The sequence below is a fragment of the Methylophaga sulfidovorans genome (assembly GCF_900114205.1).
GTDB lineage: Bacteria > Pseudomonadota > Gammaproteobacteria > Nitrosococcales > Methylophagaceae > Methylophaga > Methylophaga sulfidovorans.
Map to the genome: position 1 here is coordinate 208,032 of NZ_FOSH01000004.1, position 19,593 is coordinate 227,624.

General features: G+C 43.9%; 17 protein-coding genes. 13 read left to right on the plus strand and 4 right to left on the minus strand.

The window, feature by feature from the left end; all coding sequences use genetic code 11:
* Positions 1 to 40 precede the first annotated feature (40 nt).
* The 3 genes from mgtE to BM232_RS04860 all read left to right on the plus strand — a co-directional run bounded on the left by mgtE (position 41) and on the right by BM232_RS04860 (position 2,683).
* Positions 41 to 1,471, plus strand: a complete 1,431-nt coding sequence (mgtE, locus tag BM232_RS04850) for a magnesium transporter (RefSeq protein WP_091712048.1) — start codon at positions 41 to 43, stop codon at positions 1,469 to 1,471.
* 124 nt (positions 1,472 to 1,595) lie between these two features.
* Complete coding sequence (gene pqqA / locus BM232_RS04855) at positions 1,596 to 1,667, plus strand: pyrroloquinoline quinone precursor peptide PqqA (RefSeq protein ID WP_081443609.1); 72 nt, start codon at positions 1,596 to 1,598, stop codon at positions 1,665 to 1,667.
* Between the two features lie 152 nt (positions 1,668 to 1,819).
* Entirely contained in the window at positions 1,820 to 2,683 is an 864-nt protein-coding gene (locus BM232_RS04860; RefSeq protein ID WP_091712049.1) for an MOSC domain-containing protein, read from the plus strand.
* A 6-nt stretch (positions 2,684 to 2,689) separates the two neighbouring features.
* Here BM232_RS04860 and BM232_RS04865 read toward each other — a convergent pair whose 3' ends face one another.
* From BM232_RS04865 to BM232_RS04875, 3 genes are read right to left on the minus strand one after another with little or no spacing between them, the layout of a single operon-like run.
* Positions 2,690 to 3,466 (minus strand): ferredoxin--NADP reductase, encoded by a 777-nt coding sequence (locus tag BM232_RS04865; protein WP_091712050.1) that lies wholly within the window; start codon positions 3,464 to 3,466, stop codon positions 2,690 to 2,692.
* Positions 3,467 to 3,478: 12 nt separating this feature from the next.
* Positions 3,479 to 4,411: an electron transfer flavoprotein subunit alpha/FixB family protein gene (locus BM232_RS04870; protein WP_091712051.1), complete on the minus strand. Its 933-nt coding sequence runs from the start codon at positions 4,409 to 4,411 to the stop codon at positions 3,479 to 3,481.
* Positions 4,408 to 5,160 (minus strand): electron transfer flavoprotein subunit beta/FixA family protein, encoded by a 753-nt coding sequence (locus BM232_RS04875; protein ID WP_091712052.1) that lies wholly within the window; start codon positions 5,158 to 5,160, stop codon positions 4,408 to 4,410. The genes BM232_RS04870 and BM232_RS04875 overlap by 4 nt, the downstream gene beginning before the upstream one ends.
* Before the next feature lie 104 nt (positions 5,161 to 5,264).
* Here BM232_RS04875 and BM232_RS04880 point away from each other — a divergent pair, with 104 nt between their 5' ends.
* From BM232_RS04880 to fliB, 10 genes are all read left to right on the plus strand, one after another.
* Positions 5,265 to 6,197: a LysR family transcriptional regulator gene (locus BM232_RS04880; protein WP_091712053.1), complete on the plus strand. Its 933-nt coding sequence runs from the start codon at positions 5,265 to 5,267 to the stop codon at positions 6,195 to 6,197.
* Positions 6,198 to 6,200: 3 nt separating this feature from the next.
* On the plus strand, positions 6,201 to 7,856 hold the full coding sequence (locus BM232_RS04885) for an electron transfer flavoprotein-ubiquinone oxidoreductase (protein WP_091712054.1): 1,656 nt from the start codon (positions 6,201 to 6,203) through the stop codon (positions 7,854 to 7,856).
* Between the two features lie 39 nt (positions 7,857 to 7,895).
* The gene (locus BM232_RS04890) at positions 7,896 to 8,411 is read left to right on the plus strand and encodes an ankyrin repeat domain-containing protein (RefSeq protein ID WP_091712055.1); all 516 of its coding nucleotides are present in this window, start codon (positions 7,896 to 7,898) and stop codon (positions 8,409 to 8,411) included.
* Positions 8,412 to 8,490: 79 nt separating this feature from the next.
* Positions 8,491 to 11,445, plus strand: a complete 2,955-nt coding sequence (locus tag BM232_RS04895) for a DUF748 domain-containing protein (protein ID WP_177207251.1) — start codon at positions 8,491 to 8,493, stop codon at positions 11,443 to 11,445.
* Positions 11,446 to 11,647: 202 nt separating this feature from the next.
* Positions 11,648 to 12,160 (plus strand): YehS family protein, encoded by a 513-nt coding sequence (locus tag BM232_RS04900; protein WP_091712057.1) that lies wholly within the window; start codon positions 11,648 to 11,650, stop codon positions 12,158 to 12,160.
* 3 nt (positions 12,161 to 12,163) lie between these two features.
* Positions 12,164 to 13,363 (plus strand): BaiN/RdsA family NAD(P)/FAD-dependent oxidoreductase, encoded by a 1,200-nt coding sequence (locus tag BM232_RS04905; RefSeq protein WP_091712058.1) that lies wholly within the window; start codon positions 12,164 to 12,166, stop codon positions 13,361 to 13,363.
* A 44-nt stretch (positions 13,364 to 13,407) separates the two neighbouring features.
* Positions 13,408 to 14,718, plus strand: coding sequence for a paraquat-inducible protein A (locus BM232_RS04910; RefSeq protein ID WP_091712059.1), 1,311 nt, complete (start codon positions 13,408 to 13,410; stop codon positions 14,716 to 14,718).
* Positions 14,715 to 16,385 (plus strand): intermembrane transport protein PqiB, encoded by a 1,671-nt coding sequence (gene pqiB, locus BM232_RS04915; protein ID WP_091712060.1) that lies wholly within the window; start codon positions 14,715 to 14,717, stop codon positions 16,383 to 16,385. The genes BM232_RS04910 and pqiB overlap by 4 nt, the downstream gene beginning before the upstream one ends.
* 15 nt (positions 16,386 to 16,400) lie before the next feature.
* A complete protein-coding gene (locus tag BM232_RS04920) occupies positions 16,401 to 16,961 on the plus strand; it encodes a PqiC family protein (RefSeq protein ID WP_143092259.1) in 561 nt (186 codons plus the stop codon).
* Positions 16,962 to 17,501: 540 nt separating this feature from the next.
* Positions 17,502 to 18,722 carry a flagellin lysine-N-methylase gene (gene fliB, locus BM232_RS04925; RefSeq protein WP_091712062.1) on the plus strand — a complete coding sequence of 407 codons (1,221 nt, stop codon included), beginning with the start codon at positions 17,502 to 17,504 and terminating at the stop codon, positions 18,720 to 18,722.
* Between the two features lie 54 nt (positions 18,723 to 18,776).
* Here the strand turns inward: fliB and BM232_RS04930 are convergent, their stop codons facing one another.
* Complete coding sequence (locus BM232_RS04930) at positions 18,777 to 19,181, minus strand: GFA family protein (RefSeq protein ID WP_091712063.1); 405 nt, start codon at positions 19,179 to 19,181, stop codon at positions 18,777 to 18,779.
* Positions 19,182 to 19,593: the final 412 nt, after the last annotated feature.

Genomic DNA, 19,593 nt, shown 5'->3' on the forward strand with positions numbered 1-19,593 from the left:
ATACTAAAGGATCGGCAATAAAGATGATGAGGCGTTTTGCGTGCAACAACTCAAGCAAACAGAGCATATATATCACTTAATTTATGACTTATTAAATCGTCAGGAATTAGTTGAAAACCTGACGATACGACAGGAAAATAAAAGTAAACAGGCCCTGGTTGAGCAATTAACAGTCAAGCAATATCAAGGCGAAATTCAACAGCTGTTAAACCGCCTGCATCCATACGATATTGCCAATTTATTGGAGCAGCTACCGCCGATACAACGTTCATTTATCTGGCACTTGCTGGACACTGAACATATGGGCGCGGTATTACTCGAACTATCTGATAGTTTGCGGCAATCTTTATTAACAGAATTAAACCCGACTGATTTGATTCGTGCAGCATCTCATCTCGATACCGATGAAATTGCCGATTTAATGCAGGAGTTACCGGATGATGTCGGTCATAGCGTTTTATCCTCATTACCAGAGCAGCAGCGTGAAAACGTACAGTCCACCTTACTTTTTCCGGAAGAAAGTGTTGGTGCCTGGATGGAATATGACTTTACTGTTGTGTTTGATCATCAAACCTTAGATCAGGTGTTACGTGAGTTACGAGAGAAAGGAAAGCTACCGGATGAGTCAGGTTTTATTCTGGTGATTAACTCAGCGGGTTTATTTCAGGGATTGTTGCTTGTTTCTGATCTGTTAATTAAAAGTGGTGAGTTGCGGGTAGCGGACAGTATGTTGAAACAAGTTCATATTTTTCATACCACCGACTCCGCCGATGAAGCAGCGCGTGATTTTGAGCGTTATGAATTATTGGTAGCACCGGTGATTAATGCCCATCAGAAACTGGTTGGTGTATTGCGTGTTAGTTCATTGATGGATTTATTGGAAGAGCAGTCTCAGCGTCAGTTTCTCGCTCAAGCAGGTTTGTCGAAAGAAGAAAATCTGTTTGATCCGATGATGAAATCAGCAAAAAACCGTTGGCCATGGATTGCACTTAATCTGCTGATTGTATTGATCGCTTCCCGGGTGATTGATCAGTTCCAGACCACTATCAGCAGCATGGTAGCGCTGGCGGCCTTATTGCCGATCACGGCTAATATTGGTGGTAATACCGGTAATCAGGTTGTGGCTTTGGTGATTCGTGGTCTGGCATTAAAACAATTGGATGCTAATAATCTCCGACGTCTATATATAAAAGAGTTTTCTGTAGCCGCAGTGAATGGACTGATATGGGGCAGTTTGACGGGCTTGTTAACTTTATTTTTGTATCAGAATCTGGGGCTGGCCTTTGTGATGATGTTAGCGATGTCGGTCACCATGGTGTTAGCTGCCTTGATTGGTGTCAGTATTCCGTTGATTTTAAAAAAGCTAAAACAGGATCCGGTGCTTGGCAGCAGCATTATTACTACGGGAATGACTGATACTTTGGGGTTTCTGATTTTTTTAAGTCTGGCCTCTTTATTATTACCCAGCTGAGAGAGGATAAATTTACCTCACTCAGGAAAATCCTGAGTGATCAAAAGAAAAATACGCTATTGTGATTTGCCACTCACTCGTAATATATGAACCGTACTAACAAACACAAAGCGAGGTGATTATCATGTGGACTAAACCAGAATATTCAGACATGCGTTTCGGTTTCGAAGTAACTATGTATATCTGCAACAGATAATAGTTTCTCAAATCGAGAGCAGAAAAGCCCCACTTGTTGGGGCTTTTTTTATGCCTGTAGAAAATTATCTACGTAAATTACCCCATATACATGAATTTAGCGAAACCCTAAGCTGAGCATCAGTTTCTGCATGATGAACACAGGATGGTTTTATGCTTAAGGTTGGCACAATCAAACAAATCTGGCGGTATCCTGTTAAGGGGATGGCCGGAGAACAACTTGAACAAGGTTATTTAGGCGAGAATGGCTTAACGGGTGACCGTATCTGGGCATTACAGGATACACAACGACAGGAAATTCAAAGCTGTAAGTTTCGGCCTGAATTATTACGTTGCACTGCAAAGTGCCGACGTGGTGATGTGACCGGACCAGACGATCAGGTCGATATTACCTTTCCTGATGGCGAAGTGATTGGTAGCGATGAGCCACATCTTAATCAATTGTTAACTTTATTGACCGGGTTTGATTCCACATTACAGCCACTTAAGCCTATTGAAGAACGTGATTTCTACAAACGTTATAAACAAGACGATCACACCTGGTTGGAAGAATTAAAAGCTACGTTTGACAGGGAGCCGGGCGAAGCCTTACCTGATTTGGATAATATGCCTGAGCAGTCCCAGGAATATGTATCGCTACCTGGCACTTTTTTCTTAGTTACGCCTTTCCATATGCTTACCACAGCAACGCTGAATTATATGAAGCAGCTTAAACCTGACGCCGATTGGGCTGTAGAACGATTCCGTCCCAATATCGTGATCGAAACATTACCCGGCATGGATGGTTTGGTTGAACAAGCCTGGCTGGATAAAACCATTCAAATAGGCCAGACCGTTGTGCAATGTTGTGACACCACACCTCGCTGTGGAGCCATCACCCGGCAGCAACGCCATATTCCCTCTGATAAGAGCATGCTTCGTACTATTGTGAAGCAGGCCGACCAGAATCTGGGTGTCTATGGGGCAATTGCTGAGGGCGGCGTTATCCACGTTGGTGATGAGGTCTTTATTCAATAAGCGGACTTATTTCTCAACAAAGGCACGTTCTATAACATAGTCGCCAGGCACACCGATGCGCGGAGAAACTACAAATCCTCTTTCATCTAATAAGGCGGCGGTGTCATTTAACATTTGTGGACTGCCGCAGATCATGGCACGGTCATGTTCAGGATCCAGTGGTGGTAGGCCAATATCCTCAAATAATTTGCCGCTGTTAATCAGATCTGTCAGTCGGCCTTCATTTCGGAAAGCTTCGCGAGTGACGGTGGGATAATAAATCAATTTTTCTTTAACCAGATCACCGAAAAATTCATTCTCAGGTAATTCTTTTTCAATAAAGTCGGCATAGGCCAGTTCACTGACATAACGCACGCCATGGATAAGAATGATTTTCTCAAAGCGATCGTAGGCTTCAATATCCTGAATCACACTAAGAAAAGGTGCGAGCCCGGTGCCTGTTGAAAACAGATACAGGTTTTTACCCGGCTTGAGATCATGCACAACCAAGGTCCCCGTTGGTTTTCTGCTGACCAGAACTTCATCCCCTACCTGTAAGTGTTGCAGCCGTGAGGTTAACGGACCGTTGGGCACTTTGATGCTGAAAAACTCCAGGTTTTCATCATAATTCGGGCTGGCAATACTATAAGCACGGAGCAATGGTTTATTGTCGACTTCAAGACCAATCATTACAAACTGACCATTTTCAAAGCGCAGGCCCGGATCACGGGTGGTTTTGAAGCTAAACAGATTGTCATCCCAGTGGTGCACGCTTAATACGCGTTCGCTTGCAAATGTACTCATGATTCTCTCTTTTTATGAAAGGGCGTTGGTTAAAGTCGGCACGGCATCAAACAGATCGGCCACCAGACCATAATCAGCCACTTGGAAAATAGGTGCGTCAGGATCCTGGTTGATAGCCACCACAATACGACTGTCTTTCATACCGGCAGTGTGTTGCACCGCACCAGATACGCCAACAGCAAAATACAGCTCAGGCGCCACCGTTACACCTGTTTGACCTACCTGAATTTCATTGGGCGCATAACCTGCATCAACAGCTGCTCTGGTCGCACCCAAGGCGGCACCCAATTTCTCAGCTAATGGATTGAGTAAGGCATCAAATTTCTCTGCACTACCTAATGAGCGACCGCCAGACACAACCACTTTGGCTGAGTTAAGTGCGGGGCGATCTGTTTCAATGCGTGACTCACTGAGCCAGCGTGTTTTAGTAAAAGCTTCAGGTGCTGTGATGTCTGTTATTTCAGCCTGACCATTCAGATCAGCCGCACTAAATTTACTGCCACGTACGGTCAGGATTTGTTTTGCATCACGGCTTTGTATGGTGGTGTGAACATTACCGGCATAAATGGCACGCACATAACGATTGTCAGTTTGAATCTCCAACACATCCGATATCATGGCGACATCCGCCAGTGCCGCGACACGTGGCAATACATTCCGGCTAAAAGACGAATGTGCAGCAAGGATCACCTGATAATCAGCGACTAATGTATCAATCAGCTTGCTCACATCTTCAGCAAGTGGATGTGCAAATTGCTGTGCGTCGGTATGTAATACCAGGCTGACGCCATCGATGGCAGCTGCCTGATTGGCAATTTGCTCAGACTGATAACCAACAACTAATAGATGAACAGGCTGCCCCCAGTGTTGAGCAGCTGAAACAGCATGACGGACTTCGTTATGTATTTGCTGGCCATTATGTTCTGCTAATACTAATGTAGTCATAGTGCAATTCCTTCTTTTGTGCGTAATTGCTGCAATAAAGCATCAACAGTGTCGACTTTGATGCCAGCTTTACGTTGAGGTGGTTCGGCTACTTTTATTAAAGACAGTCTGGGTGTTAACTCAGAGATCAGCTCTGAAGCCGATAGCGTTTCAATCGGTTTTTTCCTCGCCTGCATCAGATTCGGTAGTTTGACGAAGCGAGGATCATTTAAGCGTAAGTCAGCGGTTACTACTGCTGGTAGCTGCAAAGCCAGTGTTTCCGTCCCACCATCTATTTCACGGGTGACGATAGCTTCACCATTTTCAATAGTCAGCTCTGAAGCAAAGGTGCCTTGAGGGTAATTCAATATCGCAGCCAACATTTGCCCTGCCTGACCGGCATCATCATCAACCGCTTGTTTGCCCAGAATAATCAGATCTGGTTGTTCTTTCTCGGCGACGGACTGTAATAATTTAGCGACCTCCAGAGACTGAACCTCAGCATCGTGTTCGACCAGCAGCGCTCGATCGACACCCATTGCCAGCGCATGTCTGAGCACATCCTGATTGGCTGAAGAGCCAATGGATACAGCGACAATCTCATCGGCTTTACCCTGTTCTTTCAAACGAATGGCTTGCTCAATTGCATTTTCATCGAACGGGTTGGCACTCATTTTTATGCCGTCGATATCGACATTGGAGCCATCGGTTTTGATGCCGACTTTGATGTTGTAATCCACTACACGTTTTATCGCGACTAAAATTTTCATCACATTTCCTCTTCAAGGTTTGCTGAGCATTTTATAGTCGCGTACAATATTTGTTAAATTGATTATTTAGATATTATCTATCTAATAAATAGATATGTAAAAACATGAAATTCAGTCTAAGACAACTCGAAATTTTTGTTGCCGTCAGTCGTACAGGCAGTGTGTCGAAAGCGGCTCAAGCGGTGTTTCTTTCACAGTCTGCAGCCAGTACGGCATTGGCGGAATTTGAGAAGCAATACAATGTGCAACTGTTTGACCGGGTCGGTAAATCTTTGCGTATCAATCATGCGGGGCAGCAATTATTACCACATGCAGTTGAGCTATTAGATCGTGCGCAGGAAATTCATAATCTAATGGAAGGTCATGCCGGTTATGGCTTGATGAAAATTGGCGCCACGTTGACCATTGGTAACTACTTAGCGACTTTGCTGGTGGCCGAGTTTTTACATAAACATGCTGATAGTCGTATTGAGCTTCAGGTCGACAATACCAAAACCATTGTTGAACAGATTGCTAATCATGAGCTTGATATTGGCCTGATCGAAGGTGGTTGTCATCATCCAGATATTGAAGTGGAAGCCTGGATTGCTGATGAGTTAGTGGTGTTTTGCGCTCCTGATCATCCTTTGGCAAAGAAGAAAAAAGTGACGGTGCAGCAGTTGTTAGCAGAGTCGTGGATTTTGCGAGAAAAAGGCTCGGGTACCCGTGAGACTTTTGACCGTGCTTTTCACAACTATCATTCACAACTCAATATTCGCCTCGAGCTTGAGCACACGGAGGCTATAAAACGCGCAGTGGAATCAGGCCTGGGTATCAGCTGCATTTCCCGCCTGGCGCTGAAAGATGCCTTTCGTCGCGGTAGTCTGGTGCAGATCAATACACCTGCCCTAGATTTGGGGCGTTATTTTTATTTTCTCTGGCATAAGCAGAAATATCAGACCACTGGTATGCGTGAGTTTTTAGCTTTATGTAAATCGATTACCGCCGATGTCTCGCGCAGTGATGAGGTCAATCTAAACCGAATTATTAAGGAATAAATCATGCAACGCGATGTAATGAATTATGACTTGTTAATTATTGGTGCCGGGCCAGCCGGCCTTGGCGCCGCGATACGCTTTAAACAATTAGCCAATGATGCGGGGAAAGAACTTAGTGTCTGTGTGTTGGAAAAAGCAGCAGAAGTCGGTGCACAAATTATTTCCGGTGCAGTGATCGATCCGATCGCTTTGAATGAACTGATACCCGACTGGAAAGAAAAAGGGGCACCATTAAAAATAGCAGTGACCGAAGATAAATTCCAGTTTATGACAACCGATAAAGCCTGGACAATGCCACACTACTTAATGCCGCCATTAATGAAAAATAGCGGCAATTACATCGCTAGTCTGGGTGAATTGTGCTTTTGGCTGGCTGGTCAGGCTGAAGAACTGGGTGTAGAAATCTACGCAGGGTTTTCTGCGCAGGAAGCCTTATATGATGAGGATGGTAATCTCATGGGCGTCATTACTGGTGATATGGGTAGAGATGCCCAGGGCCAAGAAACAGCACAGTTTGTTGCCGGTATTGAAATCCAGGCACCTTTTACTTTAGTTGCTGAGGGGGCCAGAGGTTCGCTGGCGCGCCAGTTAGAGTCACATTTCAATTTGCGTGATGCAGATCGCCCAGCCAAATTCGGCCTGGGCATTAAAGAAATCTGGCGTATTCCCGAGCAGCAACATCAGCCGGGTTATGTCAGTCATAGTTTTGGCTGGCCTTTAGCGGATGATACTGGCGGCGGTGCCTTTGTCTATCACTATGGCGAGCAGTTAGTGTCGATTGGTATGGTGGTGCATCTCGATTACAGCAATCCTTATTTGTCCCCTTTTGAAGAATTCCAGCGGTTCAAAACCCATCCACAGATACGCTCAATGTTACAAGGCGGTAAGCGCCTTAGTTATGGTGCAAGAGCCATTAGTGAAGGTGGTTTGCAGTCACTGCCCGATCTGATTTTTCCGGGTGGTGCATTTATCGGTTGCAGCGCTGGTATGGTCAATGTGCCCAAAATTAAAGGCAGTCATAATGCGATGAAGTCTGGCATGTTAGCAGCAGAGTCGGTTTTTGATTATTTTACTGCGACTACTGGTGATAGTAAGCGTTTACTTATGGAATATCCTATTAAGTTAAATGCTTCATGGGTTTGGGAAGAGCTGGAAAAAGTACGTAACTTTAAACCAATGCTGTCACGTTTTGGCAATCTGGTCGGTGGCGCCTTAGCTGGGATGGAACTGTGGCTGAGTCATTTTCATATCAAGTTACCGTGGACACTCCAGCATCAGCAGGCTGACCATGAAAGCCTTAAATTAAAAAGCCAGGCGAAAAAAATCGACTATCCCAAAGCGGATGGCAAACTTACTTTTGATCGACTGTCATCTATCGATCTGAGTAATATCGTTCATGATGATAATCAGCCCTGCCATTTGCAGTTAAAAGATAAGGTCGTGCCAATTGCCGTGAACCTAAAAGAGTATGACGCACCGGAACAGCGTTATTGCCCGGCAGGGGTCTATGAAATTATTGAGCAAGCAGGTGAACCATCATTGCAGATTAATGCTCAGAACTGCATACATTGCAAAACCTGTGATATTAAAGATCCAAAACAGAATATTGTCTGGGTACCACCAGAAGGTGGAAGTGGGCCGGTGTATAAAGGTATCTAGGATAAATGTTGGCTGACAACAGAATAAGGGGATGATCGAATGACAGGAAATGAGACGAACCCAGAAATGGATGAGAAAACCTACGAGTTAGCTCAATTGGTGTTTCAGTTAGTACGTGATGGTAAAGCTGAAGAGTTAAAAAAATCACTGGAAATGGGCCTGCCAGTCAATATCCGTACCGGCAACGGTGATAGTTTATTGATGTTAGCCAGCTACAACGGCCATTATGAAATGACAAAATTATTGCTGGAACATGGTGCCGATCCAGAACTGGCTAATGATCGCCAACAAACACCTTTAGCAGGTGTGGCATTTAAAGGTTATAAAGAGATTGCAGAGCTGTTGATTCAGCATGGCGCCAATGTCAATGCAGCAACACCTGATGGCAAGACGGCACTGATGTTTGCCGCTATGTTTAATCAACTGGATATCGTTGATTGTCTTTTAGCGCATGGTGCCGATGTGAACGCTAAGACTGATGATGGTAAAACCGCGATTATGCTGGCGGATGCAATGGGTGCGGCTGATACCCGTGAACGTCTCAAGAGTGCATAACTAGTGTACTCAGACATTGGTACGAATAACTTAATTGTGTACTATCTAGTTATTCCATCATCAATAATGAATGAATTGTATGCCATCAGCTAAGTCTTTTCTGTTCCGCCATCGTCGTTTCATTATCGGCTTATTAAGCCTGGTGATGATTTACACATTGGCAGGGTTTTATCTGTTGCCCTGGTTGGCAGAAAGACAATTAAAAAGCACTCTGGATCAACGCTTACATCTTCAAACGCAGTTGCAGGATATTCGTTTTAATCCTTTCACCTTTGAGTTAAACATCGCTGGCATGGCTATTCAAACCAGAGAAAAACAGCCTCTTCTGGCCTGGAACTCAGTCTATGTGAATGTCGATCCAAGCCAATTAGTCAAAGGTGATATCAGTATTCCTACAGTAGATATCAACGCGGTTGATCTGCATTTTCAGCGTTATTCCGAGGCAGAAAATACACTGACACGTCTAGCTAATACATGGCAGGAAACAGCTGTAGAGGAATCGTCCGAACCGGCAGCAGTGTCGACAGAACCCACCGTTTCAGAAGAAGATGAGCCATTATTCACTATTGTTTTAGACTCGCTGAATTTTGACAACGGCAAGTTACATTATATTGATGACGTGCCTGCAGAGCCGTTTAAAACAGTTTTATCTCCCATTAACTTTCAGCTGAATCAGTTTTCCACTAAAGCGGATGAAACAGCCAAAACCACGCTGGGTATTGAGTTTGAAGATAAAGCCAACTTATCTGTGGCGGGGACATTTTCATTATCACCACTCACCATGGCCGGTCAGCTTAAGCTAAACCAGTTTAATCTGCAGACACCGTATCGTTATTTTAAAGCGCTGTTACCCGTTGAATTAAGACAGGGGGTAGTGGATATCAGCCTTGACTACGATGTGAATCTTGCCGGCCAGCAGCCTAAGATTGATATCAATAACACGATGGTCAAACTATCCAAGCTGGATGTACTTGAGCCTGGCCTGAACAAGGCCTTAATTGCCGATGGTCAGTTAGATGTTGAGAACGGCCGTTATCAATATCCTGAAAATCAATTAACGATAGATAATGTGACCGTAAGTAATGCCAAACTGGCTGCTCTTCATAATAAACAGGGCGAGATTAACTGGCTGAAACTTATTGACGCCTTACCAAAATCTGACACTGAAGAGACAAAACCGTCAGAAGAGACACCCGCATTCAAACTAGCGATTTCTGAAGCCGAACTGAAAGATGTTGCTCTGTTTATTGAAGACCAACAACCCAAACTGCCGTCAAATATGACATTGAATCTGGCAGCCAGCCTTAAGAATCTGAGTCTGACAGATAATCAGAAAATGCCATTTACCAGCACTATTAAAGTCAGTTCTGGTGGTGTTTTATCAGCCAAAGGCGATCTGCAACTGTTCCCTGAGTTATCGGTGACAGCAGAGACAAAAGTCGACCAGCTATCCTTAAAACCATTGCAGCCTTATATTGATAAATATGCTTTTGTTACTTTGCAGGATGGACAGATTACGGCCAATGCTTCACTGAAAAGTGATGCCGATGATGCCTTATTAGTGAAAGGCGATTTAGCTTTATCTTCTTTGCAGATAGATAATCAAAATTTGAAGGAAAAGCTGTTCAGTCTGGATAAGTTAGCCGTCAATACCGTTGATTTTTCATTGAAAAAGAAAGATCTGGCTATTTCAGATATTGATTTGGATAAATTCTATAGCCGTATCTTTATTAATAAAGAAGGTGTCACCAATTTACGTAAGTTGTTAAAAGAGCAACCGGCTAATACTAAGGCGACCCCGACTGAAACTAACGATAAAGATGATCCTTATAAAGTGTCGATTGGACAGGTGACGATTAAAGACGCCAGTTCACGCTTTACCGATGAAAGTCTGCCAATCGTGTTTGATACTGAAATGCGATCTCTGGATGGCGAAATTAGTGGTTTTTCTACCCAGTCGGATCAAGCGGTTGAATTGAATCTGGAAGGTCAGGTTCAGGAATTTGGCATGGTTGAAATTAAAGGCAGCCTTGCACCGTTTAATATTACTGAGAAAAGTAATGTAGCGATGTCATTCAGTAATCTCGATTTGCCAGCTATGAGCCCGTACACCATCAAATTTGCCGGTAGAAAAATTGCTGATGGTCGTGCCGATGTGAAACTCAATTATGAAATTCAGAATGGAAATTTAAATGCAACGAACAGCCTGGTGATACGTGATATTCGCTTAGGTGAAAGGGTGGAGTCACCGAATGCGGTCGACTTACCACTGGATCTGGCCGTCGCCTTATTAAAAAACAGTGATGGTGTGATTGATTTAAGCATTCCGGTAACTGGCGATGTTAACAATCCTCAGTTTGAGATGGGGCCAGCCATACGTAAAGCCATTTTTAATGCGATTCGTAATATTGTGACTTCTCCCTTCCGGTTCCTTGCTAATCTTGTGGGAGGCGATGAGCAGCCGGTGGATAATATTCGCTTTGCAGCAGGGCGTGCTGAACTCACTCCACCACAAAAAGAAGCCTTATTGAAACTCTCAGAAGCATTGGTTCAACGACCACAATTGACGCTGGAAATCCCGGCTCCTTATGCAGAAAGTGTCGATCGTCAAGAATTGCAGCTGAAAGCTGTGGAGAAGGAAGTTGAAACTGGCTTAAAACAAACGAATCCGGAACAGCAATTATTAGAACGTCGGAAAATCGTATTAGAGCGTTTATACACGGAACAAGGTCTAAGCCCTGACTTATCTGTGCTGAAACTGGACGCGATGGCTAAAAATACGGTGGCTGATGACAAAGAGCCATCTGTTGACTTACTGGCTTATAACAGCAAACTCAAAACTGCTCTGGTCGCTAAACAAGCGGTTTCTGAAAATGATCTGAAGAAGCTCGCGCAAGCCAGACAAGATGCGGTCATCGCCTATATTAAACAGCAGGGAAAACTTAGTGATGCGCAGCTGCATGTCGATGCGGTCAGTGCAGTTAAGGCGAAAGACGATGAAGTCACTATGCGCTTTGATTTGCGCTCGCAATAAATCCACTACGACAGCGACGATATTAGTCCAGCAATATATGGCCTTAGCATAGTGTTCAGTTACTAGAAGAACAGGTATATACCACGTTGTAGACGTCATCCTGTTAAAGTATGAGCTGATATTAATAGTCTGTTTGCTGATTCAGTTTGATGTTAAAACGCATCAGCAGAGACCAAAACAAGCTTCTGCTTAGGAAATATGTGTGACAAATAATGATGTATTAAGACGGCTCCGTTATATTCTCGATATCAATGATGCGACGATGATCTCGATTTTTGAACAAGCCGATATGACGGTAAGCCGTGATGATGTACGGAAATGGTTGAAGAAAGACGATGATGCTGACTATCAATCACTGAATGACAAACAAATGGCGACTTTCCTCAATGGCTTGATTAACCACTTACGTGGAAAAAAAGAAGGCGAACAACCTAAGCCAGAGAAATCACTGAATAACAATATTATCCTCAGAAAGTTGAAAATAGCCTTCAACTTACAAAGTGACGAAATATTGGATGTATTACAGCTGGAAGGTTTCAGCCTGAGTAAACATGAACTCAGTGCATTTTTCAGAAAGCCGGATCATAAACATTTCCGTGTCTGTAAAGACCAGGTATTACGCAATTTTCTGCAAGGTCTGCAGCTGAAATTTCACCCAAAGAAAAATGATCTTGAGGGCTTTAGCTGGCCGTCACTGGATGATAAAGAGCAATAAGTTTTGACGAGTCCTCAAGTTTTCGACTGCATTGTGATTGGTGCCGGTGCAGCAGGCCTGATGTGTGCGGCTACCGCTGGTCAACGGGGACGGCGGGTATTGGTATTAGATCATGCTAATAAGGTCGGTAAGAAAATTTTAATGTCGGGCGGTGGTCGTTGTAACTTCACCAACCTCTATATGGAGCCCGATAATTACCTGTCTGCAAATCCGCATTTTTGTAAGTCGGCATTAAGTCGCTACACCCAATATGATTTTTTGGAACTGGTGTCGCGTTACAATCTGGCCTATCACGACAAAGGTGCTGGCGAATTATTCTGTGATGATAAAGCTAAAGATATTCTGAATATTCTGCTAGCAGAGTGTGAAACAGGTGATGTCGTTATCCAAACCGATACCGCTATCACAGCGATCACAAAACAGGACGATCAACAATTTGTCATTGATACGCCGCTAGGTGAGTATCGGAGTCACTCACTGGTGGTTGCAACGGGTGGTTTATCTATTCCTAAAATGGGTGCCACCGGCTTTGGTTATAAAGTTGCCAGACAGTTTGGTTTGAAAGTGAAAGATACGGAACCTGCATTAGTGCCATTTACCCTGAGTGATGCCTGGCTGACGGTAGCACAGGAGTTGGCTGGAGTATCCATGGATATCAGTGTTAGCTGTCGTCAGCAAACCTTTAATGAAGCCTTATTATTTACTCACCGGGGCCTAAGTGGGCCAGCCATTTTGCAAATCTCTAACTACTGGTACAGTTCGGATGAGATAAGCATTGATTTTTTACCCAGCCAGTCGGTAGCTGAGTTGGTCGAACAGTGGAAAACTAGCGGAGAAAAAGCCACGCTGAGAACATTACTTGGATATTATTTACCCAAACGTTTTGTGATGACTTGGCTAGGACTGATTAGTGCTGATTTAGGCGATAAACTGGCCAAACAGTTATCCCATCAGGAGCTAGAAAAGCTGACGCAGTTTTTTCATCACTGGACCATTAAACCGTCTGGCACTGAAGGTTACCGGACAGCAGAAGTGACACGAGGCGGTGTCGATACCGATGGTATCTCTTCAAAGACGTTTGAGGCGAAAACCACACCGAATTTATATTTTGTCGGTGAAGTACTGGATGTAACGGGCTGGCTAGGCGGATTTAATTTTCAATGGGCATGGTCAAGTGGCTGGTGTGCAGGGCAATATGTGTAAGCAGCTTCGATTAACGCAGCAAATAGACGTGATGTTATTACGCCATGAAACAAGCGGTATCTCTACAAAAGCTTGATAAAAACCTTAGCGGGCAACGTCGGTTACGGGCGTGTCACGAATGTGATTGGGTGTCTGCTTTACCACGGTTGCATGCCGGAGAAGTGGCACAATGTCCACGTTGTCAGCATATTCTGGTCAGACGCCATTATCGTCCGGCACAACGAAGTCTGGCCTTAGCCATTAGTGCGGTTATCGCATTGCTGATTTCTGTCAGTTTTCCCTTTGTCAGTTTTTCGATAAAAGGCATTGGCCACAGTATCGAAATTGAACAAACCGCATCAATGTTATTAAGTTTTGAACAGCCGATAGTTGCTATTGTGGTGGCACTGAGCATTATTATCCTGCCAGCGCTATATCTTTTTTCGGTCATCTGGCTGCAACTGGTATTGTTGTTTTCCGAGCCAAAAATGAAACATAGATACATTGCGCGCACGCTCAAACATCTGGATAGCTGGATGATGGCCGATGTGTTTATTATCGGTGCACTCGTCAGCCTGTTTAAAATCGCGGGTATGGCAGACATTCAGCTCGGCACCGCCTTTTGGGCTTATGCCGTCTTTGCCTTTTTATTGTTGATGACCACACGCTCTATTGATGCAGACTGGATGTGGTTTGCTATTGCTGGTGAACCTCGAGCTCCTGCGCAAACCAAGACTGGACAAGGGGCGGCGCAACAAGGTCTGACTGGTTGTCCGACCTGTGGATTGATTCATGAACTCAGCAAAAATGGTGATAATCACTGCCTGCGCTGTGGTGAACATCTACATGCCCGCGCCCCCCAAAGTCTGCAACGGACAATGGCTTTGCTGTTAGCGTCCACCATTTTGTATATACCGGCAAATGTTTATCCCATCATGACCACAACGACGTTTGGTCAGGCAAGCAACAGCACGATTATGGGCGGTGTCATTGGGCTGATTCAGCACGGTTCATGGCCCATTGCGATGGTTATCTTTATTGCCAGTATTTTGGTGCCAATAGGTAAGTTATTGGTCTTGTCGTGGTTGTGCCTGACAGTCAATAATGCTCATCAACTAAGCCAAATGGCGCGTTTGAAATTGTATCGGATTACCGAATTTATCGGCCGATGGTCTATGGTAGACGTGTTTGTGGTGTCGATTCTAGTCGCTTTGATCCATGCCGGTGACTTAATTTCTGTTACCCCTGGACCGGCCGCCCTAGCCTTTGCCAGTGTGGTAGTGCTGACCATGTTGGCGGCTATCACCTTTGATTCACGCTTAATTTGGGATAACCCTCAACCTGAGTTACGACCTTTGCGGGGCAAAAAAGTATGACGGAAGATACATCTGATACTGAAACAACAGAAGAATTAGATACCGCGCGAGCCATCAAAGCATCAAGCTGGTCACCCATCTGGATTCTTCCCATTGTGGCGCTACTCATCGGTGCCTGGCTGGTGGTGGATGATTATCTCAGCACAGGTCCACTGATTAACCTCACCATGAGCGATGCCGAAGGTATTACTGCCGGAAAAACGCTGATTAAAACGCGTAATGTGGAAATTGGGCATGTTGAATCAGTGAAGCTTTCGGAGGACTTGCAATATGCTGTCGTCAAAGCCCGGATTGATCCGGATGCAGCATCAACTCTGGCCGAGGATACGCGTTTTTGGGTCGTTAAACCGCGTATCGGACGCGAAGGTATTAGTGGCTTAAATACTGTACTGTCCGGTGCTTATATTCAACTTGAGCCTGGTAAATCAAAGCAGGAAAAGCGTGATTTTGACGTCTTGGATCAACCACCAGTATCTCTGAGTGGCGATGGTATTAGTATCAATCTCGACAGTCCGCTGGGAATATCGTTGAATCCCGGTGACCCTGTCAGTTATCAGGGCCAGGTTGTCGGCCGGGTGGAAAAATCAGAATTTTTGGCCAGTAATCAACATATGCACTATCAGCTATTTATTGAAGCGCCCTATGATGTGTTGGTAACAAAAAATACCCGCTTCTGGTCTTCTTCCGGTGTCAATATTAGCCTTGATTCAAAAGGATTTAATATTAATCTGGCTTCACTTGAAACCTTATTAAGTAGTGGTGTCAGCTTTGGTGTTTTACAAGAAATTGAGAATGATCCAGCGGCTGAACCAGGTGAAGAGTTCACTTTATACCCGAATCAGACGGCAGCCCAACAAGCTAGTTATGATCACTATATTGAATATGTGTTGATGGTTAAGGACACCGTTCGTGGACTGGCAGAAGGCGCGCCAGTAGAGTTCAGAGGGCTACGCATCGGTACAGTAGAAAGTGTGCCCTGGGAATATAACTCCAGAATGCGAAATGGTAAGGATGGTTTTGCTATTCCGGTACTTATCAGACTCGAGCCCCAGCGGCTTGGTGATTTCCATGAAGGCTTGGTTGAAGAGTGGAAAGAACGCATTGACCGACTGATTAAACGTGGTCTGGTCGCCACTCTAAAACCGGGAAATTTACTTACCGGCGCAATGTTTGTGGATATCAATATAGACAAAACACCTGGTATGCCCGAGCTCAAAACCACCATGTTCAGAGACCGACAGGTGATTCCGACGAAGTCATCACAACTGGCGCAGATGGAAATGAAAGTGTCTAATTTGCTCGATAAGTTGAACAGTATTGATGTTCAGCCAGTATTAGATGGCGTAAATGCTAATTTAAAAACGTCACAGGCGTTGTTACAAGAAGTGCAAAAACTGGCGGTCAATATCGATAAGTTTGTGAACGACCCTCAGACACAAACCATTCCAGATAATGTGAATCAGACGCTTACCGAACTGAGAGAAACGCTGAAAGGATTATCACCAGATGCACCGGCGTATCAGAACTTATCGCAGAGTATTAAGAGTCTGGAAGGTTTGATTAATGACATACAGCCTCTGGTGCGAACCTTGAATGAACAACCCAACGCACTTATTTTTAATCGTACCGAGCAGGCGGATCCACAACCACCCGCTGCTCAGCCATAAATTCAGGAGTCTGTTGTGAAGCGATTTTTTATTGGGATGTTATTCATTTTGCTGACTGCCTGTGTCAGCCAGCCTGTGACACAGACAAATTTTTATACCTTGCCTGTTATTCAGGCATCAGAGCCGGCGGTTTCAGATAAAACGGTGTTTATAAAACCCATAATTCTGGCTGATTTTCTCAGCAACAATGGGGTAGTCCTGCAACTGGACGATATCACCATTCATTCTGCTCAATATCACCAATGGACCGAGCCGTTAACAGATCAATTGAGCCGCGCTTTACGGGACCGCTTACAGGCGGCTCAATCAAATTATCGGATTGTGAACCTGCCATCATTCGCCAAACAAAGCCGTTATCAGCTGCAAGTGGAATTTGATCAGTTTCAGGGCCGCTATGATGGCAAAGCGGTCACCAGTGGTCAGTGGCAACTAATGAATGCAGCTGGCGAAGTACTGAAAACGCAGCGATTCAGCTTGACGAAAGACTTATCAGCAGAAGGGTATCCGGTGCTGATCCGTGCCTTAGCGACAAATCTCGATACGCTAGCTGCTGAGATAGCGAAGCAATTACCTTAAGGAAAATGGTGAGTGAATAAACTCGTCTTTATTCACTTCGCGTTTATCAAAATAACTTGTTATGTCCTGTAGGCTGGGTAGAGCATTAGCGAAACCCAACGACTTGATTTTTTGTGGTAAAAGCTGATTCAGTATAGATATCGTTGGAGCTTTCTTTATTGGATTTTGTTCTTCAATTTAAGTTACGGAGCTAATTCTTAACTTCACACGCTGCCGCTGGGGCGTTCATTTATTTTGTTTGCCCAAAATAAACGAACCAAACAAAAGGGCACCCGATATTGCCTTGTCTCTATAAATTCACTGTATTTTATGGCGTGGACACCAACTCGCTACGCTCAAACACGTGTCCACTTAACCCATAAAATAAAGCGAATTTTTAGCGGCAATAGACGGGAAGGAGGTCTGATTTTTAGTCCCGTAGGTTGGGTAGAGCATTAGCGAACCCCAACAGTCTGATGATTTTCAGTTTGAGTTAAATTTTTATATTGTCAAAGGAGTATGTAAAGTACGGATAACAGCATTTATTTTTGAGGTTAGCTGATGAAGGTTCTGGATTATTACGATAAATTCGAGTGTATCGGTTCTGATTGTGAGGATACTTGTTGTAGTGGCTGGCAAGTCAGTATCGACAAAAAAACATATCGAAAATATAAAACTATTTCAGATCAAAAAATCCGGAAAGAAGTGCTGACGAATATCGGTCGTGATAGAAACAAGGTGACTGGGGCAGACTATAAGATCAAGCTACATGATGATGGATCTTGTCCTTTTTTGAATGAAGATAAGTTGTGTAATATTTACAAAAAGTGTGGTGAAAGTTATTTGTCTGATACTTGCACAGTCTTTCCTCGTCGACCGATGAATATTTTTAACCAGTCTGAGTCGGCCCTGAGTTTGGCTTGTCCTGAAGTTACCCGTTTGGCTATTTTGCCAGAGTCGCCTGTACAGCTAGTTGATATTGATAAGGCGAGTGTTCACAACGAAAGATTACAATCAATTGAATTAAAAATAGGTGCACATTTACCGGCTGATGCTCAGGAGACCTATGAAGCGATAAGAACCGTCTCATTCCACATTATACAAATGAGACAAATCAGCCTGGACGAACGTTTATTTGTCTTAGGTTTCTTCTTGGATAAACTCAATGGTGCTTCAAAAACAAACAGCTATATTATGATGAATCAGATTATCGTTGAATTCATCGAGGCGCTTGAATACCCAGATGAATTGTTAATGCCATATCGACAATTCAGCTCAAATCCACGCCTGAAAGTTGAGTACTCTCTTACAATGCTGCTTACAGATTATCCAAGAGCGGCAAATCCTCGTTTGGCAGAATGTCTGGACTGGTTAAATCAGGGCTTAGATATAAACTACGATGAGTTTGAAATAGATAAGATACTTGAGAAGTATCAAAATGCTGATGAAAAGTTTTATCAGGACTTTTTACAAGAACGCGGCTATTTTCTGGAAAATTATTTAATTTCCCACCTGTTCCATTCTGACTTCCCTGTGTCAGGGCAATATGGTTTATTTGATAGTTACCTTAGATTAATTACCTGCTTTACCAATATTCAAACCACTTTGATAGGAATAGCCAGTTATCACCAGAATATTGATACAACGCATGTTCTGCAATTAATACAAAGCTATGAACGGTTTATCTCGCATAACACTAAATACCTACCATCATTGTTGAAAAAATTAGAAGATTTGAAGTTTAATTCTTTGGGTGCAATGATGCTGCTGCTTAAGCCATAATCTAATTCTTAGTCTGTTTGTTGGGTTTCATGCTTCAACCCAACCTACGGATAGTTATGTTGGGCCTTGCTCGAATTTAGGTAGTTGATCTGATGTGCTGTCCCACTCTGCTTTACTGTTCATAAAAATATGAGCGTCGGGTTGAATAGCTAGGCTACTGTCTAAACAGCCAGCCGGCACGACTAATAAACGGCCATTCATTTGTGTATGGGGTAGGGCAGAGCCACAGTTTTTACAAAAACTTTTTGTATGACGGGTGCCTGGTAAGGTGAAGGTGTGGATATTTTCCTCGCCCGACAACCAGACCAGCTTGGCTGATTGAGAAAATAGGTTGGATGCATGTGCCGAACCTGTATCTTTTCGACAATGGCTGCAATGACAGAGATAAAAGTGTTCGAAGTCACCTTTAATTTCAAAGCTGACTTTGCCACATAAACATGAGCCATGATGTTCCATCATATCTTTTCCTTCGTTTTTTCTGACACTGTTTGTGCTGATATTTCTCACTTTACCATTAGAGGGAGTTAAGTAGGTTGGGTAGAGCCCTAGCGAAACCCAACGATGGGATGATTTTTATGGAATAAATGTGTTCAAGGTACTTTTGTATGGGGCCATATTTAAATTTAATCTACTGGATAAGTCTCAACTTCACACGCTGCCGCGGGGCGTTCATTTATTTTGCATGCCCAAAATAAACGAACCAAACAAAAAGGCACCCGATATTGCCTTATCTCTAAAAATTCACTGTATTTTATGGCGTGGACACCAACTCGCTACGCTCAAACACGTGTCCACTTAATCCATAAAATACAGTGAATTTTTAGCGGCAATAGACGGGAAGAGTGGAAGCTTTTCAAATCCCCGTTTGTGC